The sequence below is a fragment of the Stappia stellulata DSM 5886 genome, assembly GCF_000423705.1.
GTDB lineage: Bacteria > Pseudomonadota > Alphaproteobacteria > Rhizobiales > Stappiaceae > Stappia > Stappia stellulata.
The window spans coordinates 382,498-401,191 of the sequence record NZ_AUIM01000004.1; the positions used below are offsets into that span (position 1 = coordinate 382,498).

At 64.0% G+C, this 18,694-nt stretch carries 18 protein-coding genes; 3 read left to right on the forward strand and 15 right to left on the reverse strand.

The window, feature by feature from the left end; all coding sequences use genetic code 11:
• Positions 1–22: 22 nt before the first annotated feature.
• From ntrX to dusB, 5 genes are all read right to left on the reverse strand, one after another.
• On the reverse strand, positions 23–1,390 hold the full coding sequence (gene ntrX / locus G572_RS0101985; protein WP_029057056.1) for a nitrogen assimilation response regulator NtrX: 1,368 nt from the start codon (positions 1,388–1,390) through the stop codon (positions 23–25).
• Positions 1,380–3,662 (reverse strand): sensor histidine kinase NtrY-like, encoded by a 2,283-nt coding sequence (locus G572_RS22080; RefSeq protein ID WP_208979001.1) that lies wholly within the window; start codon positions 3,660–3,662, stop codon positions 1,380–1,382. The genes ntrX and G572_RS22080 overlap by 11 nt, the downstream gene beginning before the upstream one ends.
• 130 nt (positions 3,663–3,792) lie before the next feature.
• Positions 3,793–5,229 carry a nitrogen regulation protein NR(I) gene (gene ntrC / locus G572_RS0101995; RefSeq protein ID WP_029057057.1) on the reverse strand — a complete coding sequence of 479 codons (1,437 nt, stop codon included), beginning with the start codon at positions 5,227–5,229 and terminating at the stop codon, positions 3,793–3,795.
• 34 nt (positions 5,230–5,263) lie between these two features.
• The gene (locus G572_RS0102000) at positions 5,264–6,379 is read right to left on the reverse strand and encodes a two-component system sensor histidine kinase NtrB (protein ID WP_037545087.1); all 1,116 of its coding nucleotides are present in this window, start codon (positions 6,377–6,379) and stop codon (positions 5,264–5,266) included.
• Positions 6,376–7,395, reverse strand: a complete 1,020-nt coding sequence (gene dusB, locus G572_RS0102005; RefSeq protein ID WP_051241464.1) for a tRNA dihydrouridine synthase DusB — start codon at positions 7,393–7,395, stop codon at positions 6,376–6,378. Before dusB ends, G572_RS0102000 begins: the two co-directional genes overlap by 4 nt.
• A 147-nt stretch (positions 7,396–7,542) precedes the next feature.
• Here dusB and G572_RS0102010 point away from each other — a divergent pair, with 147 nt between their 5' ends.
• The 3 genes from G572_RS0102010 (at position 7,543) to G572_RS0102020 (ending at position 9,865) form a co-directional block, all read left to right on the forward strand.
• Positions 7,543–8,808: a bifunctional 2-C-methyl-D-erythritol 4-phosphate cytidylyltransferase/2-C-methyl-D-erythritol 2,4-cyclodiphosphate synthase gene (locus G572_RS0102010; RefSeq protein WP_051241466.1), complete on the forward strand. Its 1,266-nt coding sequence runs from the start codon at positions 7,543–7,545 to the stop codon at positions 8,806–8,808.
• Positions 8,809–8,816: 8 nt separating this feature from the next.
• The gene (locus G572_RS0102015; RefSeq protein WP_029057061.1) at positions 8,817–9,311 is read left to right on the forward strand and encodes a CinA family protein; all 495 of its coding nucleotides are present in this window, start codon (positions 8,817–8,819) and stop codon (positions 9,309–9,311) included.
• A gap of 101 nt (positions 9,312–9,412) precedes the next feature.
• Complete coding sequence (locus G572_RS0102020; RefSeq protein WP_029057062.1) at positions 9,413–9,865, forward strand: hypothetical protein; 453 nt, start codon at positions 9,413–9,415, stop codon at positions 9,863–9,865.
• 4 nt (positions 9,866–9,869) lie between these two features.
• On the opposite strand, the gene G572_RS0102025 is transcribed toward G572_RS0102020, so the two are convergent.
• The 10 genes from G572_RS0102025 to G572_RS0102070 all read right to left on the reverse strand — a co-directional run bounded on the left by G572_RS0102025 (position 9,870) and on the right by G572_RS0102070 (position 18,610).
• Positions 9,870–10,325 carry a type II toxin-antitoxin system RatA family toxin gene (locus tag G572_RS0102025; protein WP_029057063.1) on the reverse strand — a complete coding sequence of 152 codons (456 nt, stop codon included), beginning with the start codon at positions 10,323–10,325 and terminating at the stop codon, positions 9,870–9,872.
• A 125-nt stretch (positions 10,326–10,450) separates the two neighbouring features.
• Positions 10,451–11,434 carry a lipoyl synthase gene (lipA, locus tag G572_RS0102030; protein WP_029057064.1) on the reverse strand — a complete coding sequence of 328 codons (984 nt, stop codon included), beginning with the start codon at positions 11,432–11,434 and terminating at the stop codon, positions 10,451–10,453.
• Between the two features lie 50 nt (positions 11,435–11,484).
• Positions 11,485–11,925, reverse strand: coding sequence for an acyl-CoA thioesterase (locus tag G572_RS0102035; protein ID WP_029057065.1), 441 nt, complete (start codon positions 11,923–11,925; stop codon positions 11,485–11,487).
• A gap of 4 nt (positions 11,926–11,929) precedes the next feature.
• The gene (locus tag G572_RS0102040) at positions 11,930–12,169 is read right to left on the reverse strand and encodes a GlsB/YeaQ/YmgE family stress response membrane protein (protein ID WP_029057066.1); all 240 of its coding nucleotides are present in this window, start codon (positions 12,167–12,169) and stop codon (positions 11,930–11,932) included.
• A gap of 125 nt (positions 12,170–12,294) precedes the next feature.
• Complete coding sequence (locus tag G572_RS0102045; protein ID WP_029057067.1) at positions 12,295–12,543, reverse strand: GlsB/YeaQ/YmgE family stress response membrane protein; 249 nt, start codon at positions 12,541–12,543, stop codon at positions 12,295–12,297.
• Positions 12,544–12,645: 102 nt separating this feature from the next.
• A complete protein-coding gene (gene lpdA, locus G572_RS0102050) occupies positions 12,646–14,094 on the reverse strand; it encodes a dihydrolipoyl dehydrogenase (protein ID WP_029057068.1) in 1,449 nt (482 codons plus the stop codon).
• A 112-nt stretch (positions 14,095–14,206) separates the two neighbouring features.
• The gene (locus G572_RS0102055) at positions 14,207–15,586 is read right to left on the reverse strand and encodes a pyruvate dehydrogenase complex dihydrolipoamide acetyltransferase (protein WP_029057069.1); all 1,380 of its coding nucleotides are present in this window, start codon (positions 15,584–15,586) and stop codon (positions 14,207–14,209) included.
• A 15-nt stretch (positions 15,587–15,601) separates the two neighbouring features.
• Positions 15,602–17,008, reverse strand: a complete 1,407-nt coding sequence (locus G572_RS0102060; RefSeq protein ID WP_029057070.1) for a pyruvate dehydrogenase complex E1 component subunit beta — start codon at positions 17,006–17,008, stop codon at positions 15,602–15,604.
• Positions 17,009–17,023: 15 nt separating this feature from the next.
• On the reverse strand, positions 17,024–18,076 hold the full coding sequence (pdhA, locus tag G572_RS0102065; RefSeq protein WP_029057071.1) for a pyruvate dehydrogenase (acetyl-transferring) E1 component subunit alpha: 1,053 nt from the start codon (positions 18,074–18,076) through the stop codon (positions 17,024–17,026).
• A 201-nt stretch (positions 18,077–18,277) separates the two neighbouring features.
• Positions 18,278–18,610 (reverse strand): FtsB family cell division protein, encoded by a 333-nt coding sequence (locus G572_RS0102070; RefSeq protein ID WP_051241467.1) that lies wholly within the window; start codon positions 18,608–18,610, stop codon positions 18,278–18,280.
• Between the last annotated feature and the right edge of the window lie 84 nt (positions 18,611–18,694).

Sequence of the window (18,694 nt, forward strand, 5' to 3'; positions counted from 1 at the left end):
GGAGCCCCGGCCCCCGACGTGCCTACGACAGTCCTAGCGACTTGAGCTTGCGATGCAAGGCGGAGCGTTCCATCCCGACGAATTCCGCCGTGCGCGAGACATTGCCGCCGAAACGCTTGATCTGCGCCTGAAGATAATCGCGCTCGAACAACTCCCGCGCGTCGCGCAAGGGAAGCGCCATCAGGTGTTCACCGCCCCCGTTTGTCGGCAGGTTCGGCGCGTCCGCGCCGATTTCGCCCGGCAGCAGGTCGGCCGTGATCACCGCATCCGGATCCGCGCGGGTGAGAATCATCAACCGTTCGACGTTGTTGCGCAACTGGCGCACGTTCCCCGGCCAGTCATGGGCCTGCAGGACCGCCATCGCGTCCTCGCCGATGCGGCGGATCGGAAGGCCAGAACTGAGTGAAATCTGTTCCATGAAGAACTGCACGAGTTCGGGAATGTCCTCGCGACGGTCGGCAAGGGCTGGAACATGCAGCGGCACGACACCGAGCCGGTGGAACAGGTCCTCGCGCAGGCGCCCCTCGGCGATCTCCTGCTCCAGATTGCGGGCGCTCGACGACAGGATGCGAATGTCGACGCTGACCTTGCCCGCCCCGCCGACGCGGGTGAAGGTCTGGTCGACAAGCACGCGCAGGATCTTGCCCTGCGTGCCATGCGGCATGTCCGCCACCTCGTCGATGTAGAGTGTCCCGCCATGCGCCTCTTCCATGGCGCCGATCTTGCGGATCCGCCCATCGTCGCCCTCGATGCCGAAGAGTTCCTCTTCCATCCGCTCAGGGGTGATCGTGGCGGCATTGATGACGACAAAGGGGCTTTTCTCGCGCTGCGAGGCGGTGTGGATGGTACGCGCCGTCAATTCCTTGCCCGATCCCGACGGTCCGGTGATCAAGACGCGGCTGTTGGTGGGCGCGACGCGTTCGATGGTTCCGCGCAACTGGCCCATGGCGCTGCTGTTGCCAAGCAGGTCCAGCGCGTCGGAGCTTCGCTGCTTGAGCTGGCGGATTTCCCGGCGCAGCGACGAGGCCTCGAGCGCCCGTTCGGCGATCAGCACGAGCCGGTCGGCCTTGAAGGGCTTTTCGACGTAGTCGTAGGCGCCGCGCTTGATTGCGGACACGGCCGTTTCGATGTTGCCGTGGCCGGAGATGATGACGACGGGAAGGTCCGGGTCCTGTTCCTTGATCACATCGAGCAGATCGAGACCGTCCAGACGGCTGCCCTGCAGCCAGATGTCGAGCACCACAAGCGACGGACGACGCTCCTGTATCGCGGCGAGCGCGGTGTCGCTGTCGGAGGCGGTGCGGGTGTTGTAGCCCTCGTCATCGAGAATGCCGGCGATGAGATCGCGAATATCGGCTTCATCGTCGACTACCAGAATATCATACGCCATCTGTCGCAACCGTTTCCGAGGTGGGAGGGACCTGATCCGCGTCGACCGCAAGGGTCGGAACGGGCTCAACTGCGAGCGTGAGCCGAACCGTGGCGCCGCGCCCGCCGGCTGAATCTGCCGTGTCGCCGGGGGCATCGAGGAGTTCGATGCCGCCGCCGTGTTCTTCCATGATCTTTTTCACAATCGCGAGACCAAGGCCGGTGCCCTTTTCGCGGGTCGTCATATAGGGTTCGAGCAGCCGCTGACGGTTTTCGACCGGCAAGCCGATGCCATTGTCGGTGACATCGATCACCACCTTGCCGTCCTCTTGTGCCAGATGAATGTCGACGCGCCCGTCCGCCACCTGATCCTGCGGCAGCGCCATGACGGATTCGGCCGCGTTCTTGATCACATTCGTGAGCGCCTGGCCGACAAGGCGCTGGTCGAAACGCACCTTCACCGCCTTGTCGGGCAGATCGGTCTTGATCGACATGTCGGGATTGGCCACGCCTTGCAGGAAGGCCGCCTCGCGCACGGTCGTGCGCAGGTCGGAAACCTCCATTTCCGGCTTCGGCATGCGCGCGAAGGAGGAGAACTCGTCGACCATGCGCCCGATGTCTCCGACCTGGCGAATGATTGTGTCGACGCATTGGTCGAAAACCCCGCGATCCTCCACGATAACCTTGCCGTATCGGCGGCGGATCCGTTCGGCCGACAACTGGATCGGCGTGAGCGGGTTCTTGATCTCATGGGCGATCCGGCGCGCGACATCGGCCCAGGCGGAGGTGCGCTGCGCAGTGACAAGGTCGGTGATGTCATCCAGCGTGACGACAAAACCGTGCTCGCTGCGTGTCGACTGTTCGCTGGTCACCCGCACGTTGACGGTGCGCTCGCGGCCGTGCCGGTGCAGCGACACCTGCGTCTCGCTCATGCGGTCGTCGGCCCGCGCCAGCACATCCGCGACGATGTCGGCGAGCTCCGGCACCGCCTGCGCCAGCGGCTCGTCCAGCAGCGCGCTCTCGCTGACCCCGACGAGCGACAGGGCCGAGCGGTTCACCAGCGTGATGCGCCCGCTGTCGTCGACACCGATGACCCCGGCCGTGACACCCGACAGCACGGCCTCGGTGAACCGGCGGCGGCGGTCGATCTGGTCGTTCGCGGCCAGGAGTGCGTCGCGCTGCCCGCGCAACTGAGCCGTCATGTTGTTGAAGGTCGCGCCCAGATTGGCGAGATCGCCGGCAGACTTGTCGGTCTCGACCTGGACATAGAGATTGCCCTTGGACACCTGGTCCGCCGCGCCGATCAGGCGCCGGATCGGCGCGACCAGCATGTTGGCGAAGCCGAAACCGATCCAGATCGACGACAGCAGGAGCACCAGCGTCACGCCGGTATAGACAAGGGCAAAGGCGACCTGGACGCCGAAACGGCTTTGTTCCATGCGCGTGTACTGGTTGGCCCCCTCCTCCGCCAGCCGCATGTAGTCGACCACGCGCTTGTCCATCGCCCGGGTGACATAGAGATACATGTCGTCATAGGCGGAGAGCTTCATGACGCCGCCAACGAGGTTCGACACCCCGGGCGCGATGATCACCGGTTCACCGCGGCTTGCCTGTTCGAAAGCCTGGTTCGGCGGCAGAAGGACGTCCATGTCCGGGTTGACGATGATCCGCGTTATCACTGTGCCGTCCGACTTCATGAGGAAGGCCCCGAGAAGCGCGCGAAGGGATGTCTGGGTCTGGAAGAAGGAATCGAAACGCGTCGGCTCGAACTCATAAACGGCCTTGGCGCGGTCGATGTCGTTCGCCATGGCGATCAGGTCACCGCGCAGAACCCGCGCATGTTCCTGAAGATAGGCCTGCGCCACCGTCAGCGCATTGTCGATGATCAGCCGCGTGCGGTCCTCGAACCAGCGATCGAGGCCGCGGTCGAGCGTGATCGTCGCCAAAATGGCGACAAGGATCGCCGGAACGGCGGCCACGAAGCTGAACAGCGTGACGATCCGCCCGTGCAAGCGCGCGGCCGCCCGGCCGCGGCGACGCGCCTGCCACAGTGACAAGAGTTCCAGCCCGATCAGCAACATCAAGGCCGCGACCAGGATTCCGTTGATCACCATCGCCACCTGGGCGACAGGCCCGTCTGGGGGAATCGGCGTCGCGCCCATCAGCAGGAAGAAGGTGAAGGTGATCGAGATCAGGGACACGATCACAAGCGCAAAACCGAGCCGGCGGACACGCAGCCCCGTACGGCCATGGTCTGCCTGATAGGCGGCGGCGCTCGTTCGTTCGGCGGTCAAGGTCGGGCAACCATTGTCTGGAATCGGTCCATGCGGGACCGGCGCAAAGATGCGGCACCCTTACCACACATTGTTGCCAAATTACGACAGACCGATCGCATTGTGAATGCTGCGCGACAGGCGCAACCACTTATCTGTTCGCACGTATGACCTGGACGTCGAGGTCCCGGATCTTCTTGCGCAGTGTGTTGCGGTTGACGCCAAGAAGTTCCGCCGCCTTGATCTGGTTGCCCCGCGTGGCAGCCAGCGCCGCGCCGATCAGCGGATATTCCACCTCCCTGAGGATCCGGTGGTAGAGACCCGGAGGCGGCAACGCGTCGCCGAATGTCTGAAAATAGGTACTGAGATAGCGCTCGACGGACCCTGAAAGGTCGATTGTCCCGTTTTCTTCCTCATCGGGGAGCGCGGCCGGCTGACTGAGTTCCTGGTCGATCAGCGAAGCGGAAATCACGTCCTGCGGATAGAGCGCGGACAATCGTCGAACCAGGTTTTCCAGTTCCCGCACATTGCCCGGCCAGCGGTAATGCCGCATCCGGTCGATCGCGGCATTCTCGATCTGCTTGGCCGGGAGCCCCTCGCGTTCCGCCAAAGCGAAGAAGTGACGCACGAGATCGGGAATGTCCTCGATGCGCTCGCGCAGCGGCGGGAGCCGGATCGGCACAACATTGAGGCGGTAATAAAGATCCTCGCGAAACAGCCCCTGATTGATCAGCTGGCGCAGGTCCTTGTTGGTCGCAGCGACGATGCGCACGTCCGTGCGGATCGGCACCCGTCCGCCGACCGTGGTGTATTCGCCCTGTTGCAGCACGCGCAGCAGCCGGGTCTGCGCCTCCATCGGCATGTCGCCGATCTCGTCGAGAAACAATGTGCCGCCGTCCGCCTGCTCGAACCGTCCGGCCGAGCGCTGCTGAGCGCCGGTAAAGGCGCCCTTTTCGTGGCCGAAAAGCTCCGCCTCGATCAGATCGCGCGGGATGGCTGCCATGTTGATCGCGACGAAGGGGCCGTTGCGGCGCTTGCCGTAGTCGTGCAGCGCGCGCGCAACCAGTTCCTTGCCGGTGCCGGATTCACCGTTGATCATCACCGACAGGTCGGTCTGCATGAGGCGGGCCAAGACCCGGTAGATTTCCTGCATCGCCGGCGAACGACCGATCAGCGGAATGCTTTCGCCGCCGTCCTCGGGCGCATCGACCTGGGCGCGTTTCGGCTCCGACAACGCCCGGCTGACGATGCTGGTCAGTTCCTTGAGGTCGAACGGCTTGGGCAGATATTCATACGCCCCCTTCTCCGACGCCCGGATTGCGGTCATGAAGGTGTTCTGCGCGCTCATCACGATAACCGGCAGATCGGGCCGCATCTTCTTGATGCGCGGCAAAACGTCGAAGGCGTTTTCGTCCGGCATCATCACGTCCGTGACCACGAGATCTCCGTCGCCCGAGCTGATCCAGCGCCACAAGGTGGTGGCATTGGAGGTCAGACGTACGGTGTAACCCGCCCGCGACAGCGCCTGATTGAGCACCGTGCGGATCGCGGCGTCGTCATCTGCGACAAGAATGGTACCGGTCGGCATGTTTTCGGGTTCCCCGGTGTCGGATCTCTTGGTGTCAGGTTTCGTCTTGGGTGGCGTAGGCCGGCATCAGGATGCGGAACACGGTCCGCCCGGGCTGGCTGTCGCATTCGATCACGCCGCCATGATCGCCGATGATCTTGGCGACGAGCGCCAGACCAAGCCCCGAGCCATTCGCCTTGGTGGTCACGAAAGGATCGAACAGATGCGGCAGCAGGTCCTCCGGCACGCCCGGGCCGCTGTCGCGTACACAGAACTCCAGCGGCAGGCTGACGCGTTCGCGCGATCCCGGCACCGACAGGCGAATGCCCGGCCGATAGGCCGTCGTCAGCGTGATCTCGCCTCCGTGGCCGCCGGAGACCGCCTCCGAGGCATTCTTCAAAAGGTTCAGGAAGACCTGCACCAGTTGGTCGCGGTTGGCGAACACCAGCGGCAACGACGGGTCGTAGTCGACATTGATCGTTACGTTGCGGGCGAACCCGGACGACGCCAGTCGCTGGACATGATCGAGCACCACATGGATGTTGACCGGCTCGCGCTCGATCGGACGGTCGTCGGAAAACACCTCCATCCGGTCGACCAGCTTCACGATACGGTCGGCCTCGTCCATGATCAGCCGGGTCAGCGCCCGGTCCTCGTCGGAGGCCGATCCCTCCAGAAGCTGGGCCGCGCCACGGATTCCCGACAGCGGGTTCTTGATCTCATGGGCCAGCATGGTCGCAAGGCCGGAAACGGTCCGCGCCGCGCCGCGCGAGGTCAGTTGGCGGTCGATCTTTTCCGCCATTCCCCGTTCCTGCAGCATCAGAACGACGGAGCCTGGAGAATCGGCGACGGGCGCCGCGATGATGTCGACGATCTTTTCCGACCCGATCCGCGGCGAGCCGATATCGACCTTGTATTCGTTGACCGGCGCGCCACGATCACGCACCTGCGAGATCAGCAGGAGCAGCGGACTGCCGAACGGCACGAAATGCGACATGGGATGGCGTCGCAGCACCGGCGCGCTGGCGCGGAAGAAGCTCTCCGCAGCCATGTTCGCCTCGGCCACGCGCCCTTGCGGATCGATCAGCAGAAGCGGATGCGGCAGCGCGTCGAGAATCGGCGTCGAGGCGCCTTCGCTGCGGGATCCGGGGTTGGTCGGCATATCGCTCATGCAGCAGCCTCCCGGCTGCCGTGAAGGATCCAGTCGCGCAGGGTCGACAGCACGAAAAGCGGGTCGTGCGATGTCAGCACCGCCTTGCGAAGCGCAACCGGCATCGCCGGTGTCATGTCGTCGAGAGACCAGGCGACATGCTTGCGTGCGAGCTTGAGACCCTTGTCCCGTCCGTAGTGGTGAAGCATTGCCTCGACATGCTCACACACGAGATCGGCACGCGCGGCCCCCTGCGGGGTCTCGACGCCAACCCTGCCGGCCAGGTCCGCACCGATCTGCCCCGCAAGCCACGGGCGGCCGTAGGAGGCCCGGCCGATCATCACGGCATCCGCGCCGGAGCGGCGCATCATCTCGCGGGCATCGTCTGCCGTGCGGCAGTCGCCATTGGCAACCAGCGGCACCGAAATGCGCTCGCGCACGGCGCGAATGGCATCCCAGTCGGCGGTTCCCTTGTAGAACTGGCAGCGGGTGCGTCCATGGACCGTGATCATGCTGACGCCCGCGTCTTCGGCGCGCCTGGCGAGGTCCGGCGCATTCAGCGTGTCATGATCCCAGCCAAGTCGCATTTTCAACGTGACCGGAACGCGCACCGCCGCAACCGTCGCCTCGATGAGGCGCAACGCGTGATCGAGATCGCGCATCAGCGCCGAGCCCGAAAAGCCCGAGGTCACCTTCTTGGCCGGGCACCCCATGTTGATGTCGACGATATCGGCCCCGGCCTCCTCCGCCAGACGCGCGCCATGCGCCATCCAGTGCGCCTCGCGGCCGGCGAGCTGAACCACGTGCAATGCGCCCGCGACCCCTTCGCTGCGCATCTGCGTTTCGGGATCGCCGGCGGCGAGTTGTTCGCAGGCGACCATCTCGGAGACCACAAGCCCCGCGCCGAAGCGATGCGCGAGCTGGCGAAACGGCATGTCCGTCACCCCGGACATCGGCGCGAGAAAGGCGCGGTTCGGCACCGCGATCCCACCGATCGCCAGCGTGCCTTTCGCCGATTGCGCGTTTGCGTTGCTCATATGATGTGCACTTTCCATTCTGCCTATAGAATAGACATCCGCCTTGCGCCCGCAAGTGACAATTTCAGCTCCCGCACATAAGCCTTGAGATCGCCGGTGGAAAGTTTCAAAACGCAGACAGGATCTCCAACCCGGGAAAGTGCCTGAATGCCTGCAGATGAAGCGCCTTCGGCTTCGCGTCGTCCGTCCATCGAAACGGCGGCCCTCGTTGTCGCCGCGGGGCGCGGATCGCGGGCCGGATCCGGCGATGCGCCCAAACAGTACCGTGAAATCGGCGGAGTGCCGGTTCTCGCGCGCACGCTTGTCGCGCTCTCCTCGGCACCCGCGATCGACGCGATCCAGGTTGTGATCCACCGCGACGACATGCCGCTCTATGACGCCAGCGTGTCCGGCCTCTCCCTCGCCTGCGCCCTCTTGCCGCCGGTGATCGGCGGAGAAACACGGCAGCAATCCGTTCTGCAAGGCCTGCGCGCCCTTGAGCCGCACGACCCGCAAACCGTCCTGATCCACGACGCCGCCCGCCCGTTCGTGACCCCGGCCGTCATCGATGCCACGGTTCGCGCGCTTGCCGCTGGCGAAACCGGCGTGATCGCGGCCCTGCCGGTCGTCGATACGGTGAAACGCGCGCAGGATGACGGCGCCGGCCTTGCGTCTGTTGCCGAAACCGTCGACCGGACGCCGCTGCGCGCCGCCCAGACCCCGCAGGGCTTCCGCTTCGCGGCCATTCTCGGCGCGCATGAACGCGCCGCGCGCAACGGGGCAAGCAACCTCACCGACGATGCGGCCGTCGCCCAATGGGCCGGCGAGACGGTCCGTTTCGTTGCCGGCGATCCGGCGAATGTGAAGATCACGACGGCGGAGGACCTGATGCAGGCCGACCGGAAACTGACCCTCGAAGACTGGGCCGCGCGCGGCGACACCCGCGTCGCCAGCGCCTATGACGTACATGCCTTCGAGACCGGCGACCACGTTATGCTCGGCGGCATCCGGATCGATCACGACCGCGCATTGAAAGGCCATTCCGACGCGGATGTGGTCTTGCACGCGCTGACCGACGCGCTTCTCGCAACGCTGTGCGACGGCGACATCGGCCACCATTTTCCGCCCTCCGATCCGGCCTGGCACAAGGTCTCCTCCGACCGCTTTCTGGCCTTTGCCTCGGAACGCGTGCGGGCGCGCGACGGCGCCATCGCCCATCTCGACACGACAATCGTTTGCGAGGAACCCAAGATCGGACCGCACCGCGAGGCCATGCGCGCGCGCATTGCCGAGATCTGCGGCATTCCGCTTTCGCGCGTGTCGGTCAAGGCGACGACCTCCGAGCGGCTCGGTTTCACCGGACGCGGGGAAGGCATTGCCGCCCTTGCCTCCGCCACGGTCCGCCTGCCCCTCTTCCCTGACGACGAGAGCTGAGTTTCGACATGACGGACCTGACCCCGCTTCGCCCCGGCGCGGAAGACCTGATCGCGGCATTCACCCGCACGGGTCGCACGATCGCCACCGCGGAAAGCTGCACCGGAGGGCTGATCGCGGCTTTGCTGACCGAAATACCGGGCTCTTCGGCCGTCCTCGAACGCGGCTTCGTGACTTACTCCAACGCCGCCAAGACGGATCTGCTCGGGATCGCGGAAACGCTGATTGGCGAACATGGCGCGGTCAGTCGGGAGGTTGCCCTGGCGATGGCGTCCGGTGCGCTGAAAGCCTCGAACGCCGATGTCGCCGTCTCCGTCACCGGGGTTGCCGGCCCGGGCGGCGGGTCCGGGCAAAAGCCGGTCGGCCTCGTTCATTTCGGCTTCGCCGCAAGGGGGCGGGCCACGGTCCATGCGGAACGTCGTTTTGGCGATCTCTCGCGGTCGGCAATCCGCCTGGCCAGCGTGGCGGTCGCTCTCGAAGGTCTTTCAAAGTTGAACGTTTAGTCGAAAACAGCATTCACCAGACCGACAATCTCCTGTTTTCGATAATTGATTCGCAACCACGCTCTGCGCATCTAGGTTGCATGCCAAGGGATCAATCCGTCATGCACATCTTTCGCCTCACTGTCGTTCTTGCCGCCCTTTCGCCCGCCATGGCGGCGGCAGGCGAATACCACATGATTTCGCGCCAGTCGGACGGAACCTTCTCTTCCAGCCACCGGGTGTTTGACCGCAACGGCTCGACGCTGCACGAGATCGCCCTGTGCGGACGCCCGTATTTCGCAAGGGCGGCAACGGTCGCATGGATGAATTACGAGGCCGAGGAAGGGCGCGATGTCGGCCTGGAATACAACGGCGGCAGCGGCTGGTTCCGTGTGTGCGAAGATCCCGACCAGCAGGTCAAACTCGCCGATATCGGCGTCAAAGACGACAATCTCACGGTGATGCGTGCCAGTGACGCGGCAACGAACAAGCGTCAGCGTTTCATCAACATCAAGAAAGCGTTTTCCAGCTTCAGCAACTCCGGCCGAACCACGCCCTCCTTCCACGGCCGCTGAGCCGTCAGCCGCCGCCGTAAACGACGTCCGCGCGCGCCTCGAAGGCATCTGAAAATTTCCGGAAGGCCCGGTCGAACATGGCCGACATCAACGCACTGAGCGCACGGTTCTTGAATTCATACGAAATATAGAAGCCCACCTCGCTGGCGTCTTCGCCAAGGGGCCGGAAGGTCCAGTGGTTTTCCAGGTGCCGGAAGGGCCCGTCGAGATATTCGACAAGAATGCGATCCGCCTCCGGCTCAAGCGTGACCCGACTGGTGAAAGTCTCGCGGAACAGCTTGTAGGACACCGTCATGTCGGCGACCAGGAGTTCGCGGCCGTCATCGAGCGCCTTGCGCCCGCGCACATGCAGGCTCTCGCAAAGCGGAACGAACTCTGGATATTTTTCCACATCCGCCACGAGCGAAAACATGTCGCCGGCGGAATGGTCAACCTTGTGGACAGTCTTGAAGGACGGCATCGGCACTCACGACGTAGCGATGGGTCGAACGGAATGCGGAATCCGCAATTGGAAACCGTGCGGCGCTGCACGTGGTTTCCCGAAGGCAACCGGCGCGGTGACCGCCCGGCGCCCGGTACCGGCGTTCAAGCGCCCCCCTGAACGCCCAATTTCGCGTCGCGGGCACGGCGAAGGTCTGCGAAATCCTCGCCCGCGTGGTGCGACGAGCGCGTCAGCGGACTGGCGGAGACCTTCAGGAAGCCCTTGGCATAGGCAATCTTCTCATAGGCCTTGAACTCGTCGGGCGTAACGAAACGCGCAACGCCATGGTGCTTGGAACTCGGCTGCAAATATTGCCCGATGGTCAGGAAGTCGACATCGGCGGAACGCAGGTCGTCCATCAGCTGGAGCACCTCGTTGCGCTCCTCGCCAAGCCCGACCATGATGCCGGACTTCGTGAACATCGCCGGATCCAGCTCCTTGACCTGCTGCAACAGCCGGATCGAGTGGAAATAGCGCGCGCCCGGCCGCACCGTCAGATACTTCGAGGGCACCGTTTCCAGATTGTGATTGAACACGTCGGGCCGAGCCTCGACGACGGTTTCCAGAGCGCCTGGCTTGCGCAGGAAATCCGGTGTCAGGACCTCGACCGTCGTGCCCGGCGCACGGTCGCGGATCGCCCCGATCACGTCGGCAAAGTGCTGCGCGCCACCATCGTCCAGATCGTCGCGATCGACCGAGGTAATGACCACATGTTGCAGCTCCATGGTCGCGACGGCTTCCGCGACGCCGGCCGGCTCGTTGGGGTCCACCGGCCCCGGCATGCCGGTGCGCACGTTGCAAAAGGCGCAGGCGCGGGTGCAGGTGTCGCCCAGGATCATGAAACTGGCGTGTTTCTTCGACCAGCATTCGCCGATATTCGGGCAGCCGGCCTCCTCGCAGACCGTCACGAGGTTGTTGTTGCGCACGACCTTCTGTGTCTCGCGATACACAGGCGACGTCGGCGCTTTCACGCGGATCCATGCCGGCTTGCGCTGAATCGGATTGTCGGGCCGATGCGCCTTTTCCGGGTGCCGGGGCCGCTGTGCGTCGCCCGTGTCGGGCGAGACTGTATCGAGGATCGTTACCATGGCCTCTAACTGTCGTTGTTGAAGAGAAAGGTCAAGAGTTTCGCTGCATGTCAGCCTTGCATCTCGGGCGGCAGTGCGTGGCGAGAAAGCATCTCGCGCGCCGTATCCGAAAACGGCTGCGACCTGCGTGCGGTCTGGTTCAGCTGGACAATCACCGTCCGGGCCTTCGCGACAGGCGTGCCGTCCTCCTTGCACACCAGTTGCGCAAGCGTCATCGAGCTCCGTCCGATCTCCACGATCCCCGTGCCGACATCGACCTGCCCGGGCCAGAAAAGCTCCGCCATAAGGTCCAGCTCCAGGCGCGCCAGCACGAAAGCGCACCCCTCGTCTGCGAGCGGCGTTTCGCTGTCGTAAAACAGCGCCACCCGCCCCGCTTCCAGCATTTCGGAAAAGACCGCGTTGTTGACGTGGCCCTGGCTGTCGGTATCGCAATAGCGCAGCTTCTCGCGCACCCGCGCCGGATAGCTGTCGAGGGAAAGCAAGTCGGACACTGTCTTATCCCTTGATCTTGCGCCAGAGGAACAGAAGCAGGATCGCACCAACGGTCGACAGCACCAGTTGGTCGATGAACCCGCCCGATATGTTGAGCCTGAGGATTTCCGCGAGTTTGCCGCCGACAAGCGCGCCGATCAGACCGACGACGAGGCTGCCGACAAAGCCGCCGCGCCCGCCAAGAACGCGGTAGGCGACCGCACCGGCGATCAAGCCGATGATGATCCACATGATCAGGCCCATCGCGCACTCCTTTCAGGATTTCTATTCAGCTTGCCAGAGGCGGCATGGACGCGGACGAGCGCCTCGAAGCTGACCCGTCGCCGCGACGGATCAGCAGAGCGAACCCGCCGCGACCTTGCCCGATATCAACCGATCCGCCTGGCGATGAAAACGACGACAATCGCACCGACGGTCGCGACCACGATCTGGTTGACGATGGCATTGCCGAGATTGATGTCGATGCCAAGCAGATTGAACAGGAAGCCGCCGACGAACGCACCGATCAGACCGGAGATCAGATAGCGGATCAACCCGCCACCACCGAGCACCAGACTCGCCAGCCAACCGGCAACGAGGCCGATGACGCACCAGATCAGAATATTTTCGATTACCATATCGAAGTCCCCGCTTTGCGTGTGTGCGCCCGACAGCGCGTGCCGAGCGTAAAGGTTCCGGCGCTCAACTCAAGAGACGCACTGCCCGGCGTTTTTGCGCTGCTAGGCGTTCAGAACGCGTCCGTAGGCGTCGAGCACGCTTTCCTTCATCATCTCCGAAAGCGTGGGATGCGGGAAAATCGTGTGCATCAGCTCTTCCTCGGTGGTCTCCAGGTTCATGGCGACCACGAAGCCCTGGATCAGTTCGGTCACTTCCGCGCCGACCATATGCGCGCCGAGCAGCTCGCCCGTCTTCTTGTCGAAGACGGTCTTGATCATGCCGTTGTCCTCGCCAAGGGCGATGGCCTTGCCGTTGGCGTTGAACGAATAGCGCCCGACGCGGACCTCGCGGCCCTGCTCCTTGGCCTTGGCTTCCGTGATGCCGACGGAGGCAACCTGCGGATTGCAATAGGTGCAGCCCGGAATCAGGTTCTTGTCCATCGCATGCACATTCGGCAGGCCGGCGATCTTCTCGATGCAGACAACGCCCTCATGCTCGGCCTTGTGCGCGAGCATCGGCGGGCCGGCGACATCGCCGATGGCGTAGACGCCCGGCACATTGGTCTTGCCGTAGCCGTCGATGACGATGCAGCCCCGGTCCGTCTTTACACCGAGGCCTTCCAGACCAAGCCCCTCGATGTTGCCCTGCACGCCGACGGCGGAGATCAGCCGGTCGGCGGTGATCGTCTGCGTCTTGCCGTCCTTGGTCTCGACATGGGCGGTGATCGAATTCGCCGCCTTGTCGACCTTGGCGACCTTCGCCTCGGTTAGGATCTTCATGCCGCGCTTTTCAAGCGCCTTGCGCGCAATCGCGGAAATCTCCGGATCTTCCACCGGCATGACCTGCGACATCACCTCGACGACGGTCACCTCCGTGCCCATGGAGCGGTAGAAGGAGGCGAACTCGATGCCGATGGCCCCCGACCCCATTACGACGATGGACTTGGGCAACGTGTCCGGCTTCATCGCCTCGAAATAGGTCCAGATCAGCTTTCCGTCCGGCTCGATGCCGGGAAGCGCGCGCGGGCGGGCGCCTGTCGCGACGATGATGTGTTTGGCCGTATAGGTGCCCTCGCCCTTCACGCCCTTGGGAACCGGGTGCTGCGGCTCGACGACCGGTTTCGAGGATTTTCCGACCGTAATCTCGCCGGGCTTGGTCAGCTTCGCCTCGCCCCAGATCACGTCGATCTTGTTCTTCTTCATCAGGAAGCCGATGCCGCCGTTGAGACGGGCGGAGACGCCGCGCGAGCGCTTGACCACGTCCTTGACGTCGGCGGTCATCTTGCCCTCGAGCGTCAGGCCGAAGCTCTTGGCGTGATTTGCATGGTCGAGAATTTCGGCGGAGCGCAACAGCGCCTTGGTCGGAATGCAGCCCCAGTTGAGGCAAATGCCGCCCAGGTGCTCGCGCTCCACGATGGCGGTTTTCAGTCCGAGCTGGGCCGCCCGGATGGCAGTCACATAGCCGCCCGGTCCCGAGCCGATGATGATCACGTCATATGACGTCGCGCTCATGAAGTCCCCTCCAGATGGATCATGGGAGCCGCTGCGGCGGGGCGCGCGCTCCGGTAGAACGGCAATCCTTGAAAAGATGCGGCGCGCGTCACGTGCGCGCGCCGCCTGGCATTCACACCAGCATCGACATCGGGTTTTCGATGTACTGCTTGAAGGCCGCGAGAAGCTCCGCCCCGAGCGCGCCGTCGACGGCCCGGTGATCGGTGGAGAGCGTGACCGTCATCACCGTGGCGATGGCGAGCGCGTCGTCCTTGACGACGGGCCGCTTTTCGCCGGCGCCGACGGCCAGGATCGTCGCATGCGGCGGATTGACCACCGCCGCGAAGTCGCGCACGCCCATCATGCCCATGTTGGAAACCGCCGTCGTGCCGCCCTGGTATTCCTCGGGCTTCAGTTTCTTGGCCTTGGCCCGCGCGCCCATGTCCTTCATCTCGTTGGAGATGACCGACAGCGGCTTCATCTCGGCCTGACGCACGATCGGGGTGATCAGCCCGCCAGGAATGGACACGGCAACGCCGACATCGGCGTGCTTGTGCTTGACCATGGCCTCGGCGGTCCAGGACACATTGGCGGCCGGAACGTCGCGCAGCGCCAGCGCCAGCGCCTTGATGGTCATGTCGTTGACCGAGATCTTGTAGGCGGGCTTGCCGTCCTTGTCGGTCGGCGCGGCCGCGTTGAGCTGGGCGCGAAGTGCCAGCAGATCGTCCAGACGGCAATCAACCGTGACGTAGAAGTGCGGGATGGTCTGCTTGGATTCCTGCAGGCGACGGGCAATCGTCTTGCGCATGCCGTCGTGCGGAACGAGCTCGTAGGAGCCATCCTCGAAGTTCTTGAGGATCTGCTCGCTCGACTGGCCCTTCGCCATGGCAGGTGCCTGAGCGGCGGCTTTCGGCGCTTCGGCGGCGGCGGGAGCCGCGGCTGCCTTGCCGGTGCCTTCAGACACCGCCTTGTCGACATCGCGCTTGACGATGCGACCGTGCGGACCGCTGCCCGACAGCGCCTTGAGGTCGAGGTCGTTTTGCGCGGCAAGCCGACGCGCCAGCGGCGAGGCGAAAATCCGCCCGCCATCGGCGGCAGCCGGCGGCGGCGGGGCCTTGGCAAGCTCGGGCGCTGCGGCGGCAGGCGCCGGTTTCGCATCGCCCTGCGGCGCGGAGTCGGCTTTCGCCTTTTCCGGTTCCGCATCGGCCTTCGGACCACCGCCATCGCCGCCGATACCGCTGTCGGCACCTTCGAGCGCGGAGGCATCCTCGCCCTCTTCCAGGAGCAGCGCGATCACCTCGTTGACCTTCACCCCTTCGGAGCCCTCGGAAACAAGGATCTTGCCGACGGTTCCCTCGTCGACGGCCTCGACTTCCATCGTCGCCTTGTCGGTCTCGATTTCGGCGATCACGTCACCCGAGGTGACGCTGTCGCCTTCCTTGACCAGCCATTTGGCCAGATTGCCCTCTTCCATGGTCGGAGACAGGGCAGGCATCAAAATCTTGATCGGCATCGTCTGTCCCTCGCCTCAGTCCGTGTAGGTGACGGCTTTCACCGCATCGATGACTTCCGCAACCGTCGGCAGCGCCAGCTTTTCCAGGTTTGCGGCATAGGGCATCGGAACATCCTTGCCGGTCACCCGCAGGATCGGCGCATCGAGCCAGTCGAACGCCAGCTGCTGCACCTGGAACCCGATCTCGGAGGACACCGAGCACATCGGATAGGCTTCTTCCACCGTGACGAGACGCCCGGTCTTTTTGACCGACGCGATCACCGTGTCGATGTCGAGCGGACGGATGCTGCGCATGTTGACGACCTCGGCCGAAATCCCCTGCGAGGCCAGTTCGTCTGCGGCCTTGGTGGCATAGGTCATGCCGATACCCCAGGAGACGAGCGTGACGTCGCTGCCCTTGCGCTCGATCTTCGCCTTGCCGATGGGCAGGACGAAATCGTCCATGTCCGGGATCTCGAAGGACTGGCCGTAAAGGATCTCGTTTTCCAGGAAAACGACCGGGTTCGGATCGCGGATGGCGGCCTTCAGCAGCCCCTTGGCATCGGCGGCCGACCAGGGCTGCACCACCTTGAGGCCCGGGACATGCGCATACCAGGAGGCATAGTCCTGGCTGTGCTGGGCACCGACGCGCGCCGCCGCGCCATTGGCGCCGCGGAACACGATGGGCGCGCCCATCTGGCCGCCGGACATGTAGAGCGTCTTGGCGGCGGAGTTGATGATCTGATCGATCGCCTGCATGGCGAAGTTGAAGGTCATGAACTCCACGATCGGGCGCAGGCCCGCCATCGCGGCGCCGACGCCGAGACCGGTGAAGCCATGCTCGGTGATCGGCGTGTCGATCACGCGCTTGGGGCCGAATTCGTCGAGCAGGCCCTGCGAGATCTTGTAGGCGCCCTGGTATTCGGCGACTTCCTCGCCCATCAGGAACACATCGCCGTCGCGGCGCATTTCCTCCGCCATCGCGTCGCGCAGCGCTTCGCGAACGGTCGAGGTCTTCATCGCCGTGCCTTCGGGAATGTCGGGGTCCTGCGCATCGTCGGGCGCCGGCGCGACAGGCTGTGCGTAGACGGGCGCGGCCTCCGGTCCGGCGGAAGATTCCGGCGCGGACGCCTCTTCCTTGGCCGCGGGCGCGGGCGCGGGCGCGGAGGCGGAGGCTGAATCGAGCGCGGACGCATCCTCGTCCTCGCCCAGCAACATGGCGATGGGCGTGTTGACCTTCACGTTCTCCGAGCCTTCCGCAACGAGGATCTTTCCGATGGTGCCCTCGTCGACAGCCTCGACTTCCATCGTCGCCTTGTCGGTTTCGATCTCGGCGATCACATCACCCGCGGTGACGCTGTCGCCTTCTTTCTTCACCCATTTCGCCAGGGTGCCCTCTTCCATTGTCGGCGAGAGGGCCGGCATCAAGATTTCAATCGGCATCGTGCGTCCCCACCCTCAAAGAAGAATATCGGTATAAAGCTCGGACGCATCCGGCTCCGGATCGTTTTGCGCGAATTCCGCGGACTCGGCGACGATCTCGCGCACCTTCTTGTCGATGGCCTTGAGGTCGTCCTCGCTCGCCCACTCGTTATCCAGAAGCCGCTTGCGCACCTGCTCGATCGGATCGTGCTCGGTGCGCATCTTCTGCACCTCGTCCTTGGAGCGGTATTTCGCCGGGTCGGACATGGAGTGCCCGCGGTAGCGGTAGGTGATCATCTCCAGGATGTACGGCCCCTTGCCGGTGCGGCAATGCTCGAGCGCCTTTTCGCTCGCCGCCATCACGGCGCGCACGTCCATGCCGTCGACCTGCTCGCCGGGGATCCCGAAGGACGCGCCACGCTGCGACAGGTCCGTCGTCGCCGAGGCGCGCTCGACGCTGGTGCCCATGCCGTATTTGTTGTTCTCGATCACATAAATGACCGGCAGCTTCCACAGCTGCGCCATGTTGAAGCTCTCGTAGACCTGGCCCTGGTTGGAGGCGCCGTCGCCGAAGAAGGTCATCGCGACCGCGCCGTTCTCGCGGTAGCGGTTGGCGAAGCCGAGGCCCGTGCCAAGCGACACCTGCGCGCCGACGATGCCGTGCCCGCCGTAAAACTGCTTTTCCTTGGAGAACATGTGCATGGAGCCGCCCTTCCCCTTGGAATAGCCGCCCCGGCGCCCGGTCAGTTCCGCCATCACGCCCTTGGGGTCCATGTCCATGGCCAGCATGTGGCCATGATCGCGATAGCCGGTGATCATCTGGTCGCCGTCCTTCGACGCCATGCGCATGCCGACGACAACCGCTTCCTGTCCGATGTAGAGATGACAAAAACCGCCGATCAGGCCCATGCCGTAAAGCTGGCCGGCCTTTTCCTCGAAGCGGCGGATCAAAAGCATGTGCCGATAGGCGGCCAGCTCCTGCTCCTTGTCGAATTCGATGATCGCGGGCGACGCCTTGGCCGCCCCACCTCTTGACCGGCTCGTGCTTTTCGCCCGTGTGCCGGTGGTCTTCCTTGACGTTGCAGCCATGACCCTCATCTCGCTTGAAAAGCCCCACATGGAGGCCGCGTTTCCCCTTCAGCAACTCAGCGGAAGGTACTCCATTGCAAAAGTCAATGAAAGGTGACGCGGAGGGCAGAATGCAACATTCAACCATTTGAAATATCATAGATAATATCCGTTGAACCAAAAAATGGTTCAAAACGGAATTTCAATCGGATTTCGGTTAAACTAGAGACGGGGCGACGGGCGCAGAATGGCAAGCTCGTTGGGGTGAACGAGGTTCAGGCTGGCGCGCGCGCGTTCGTCGATCATGTCCGGATCGAGGCTCTCGGGCCGCAGCAAAACGACCTTGCGCAACAGCTCGTCGCGCTCGGCCTTGAGCGTCGCGAATTCCTGCTGAAGCTTGGCATAGCGGTGGTCGAGGCGCGCCTTGCCGACAAGCCCGAGCTCGCCGTTGAGCGCGTGAAACGCAAAATAGCCGACCAGAAGGGCAGCGACCGTCGGTGCGACGAGGCGTTGCCAGAGGGTCTTGCGACGATGACGGGTTGTTTTGACAAACACGGGGCGACGAGACCTGACTGAATACGAACCGCTCGATACGGATCATCATCGCCCAACAGCCTTAATGAGGCGTTTCCAACGCGT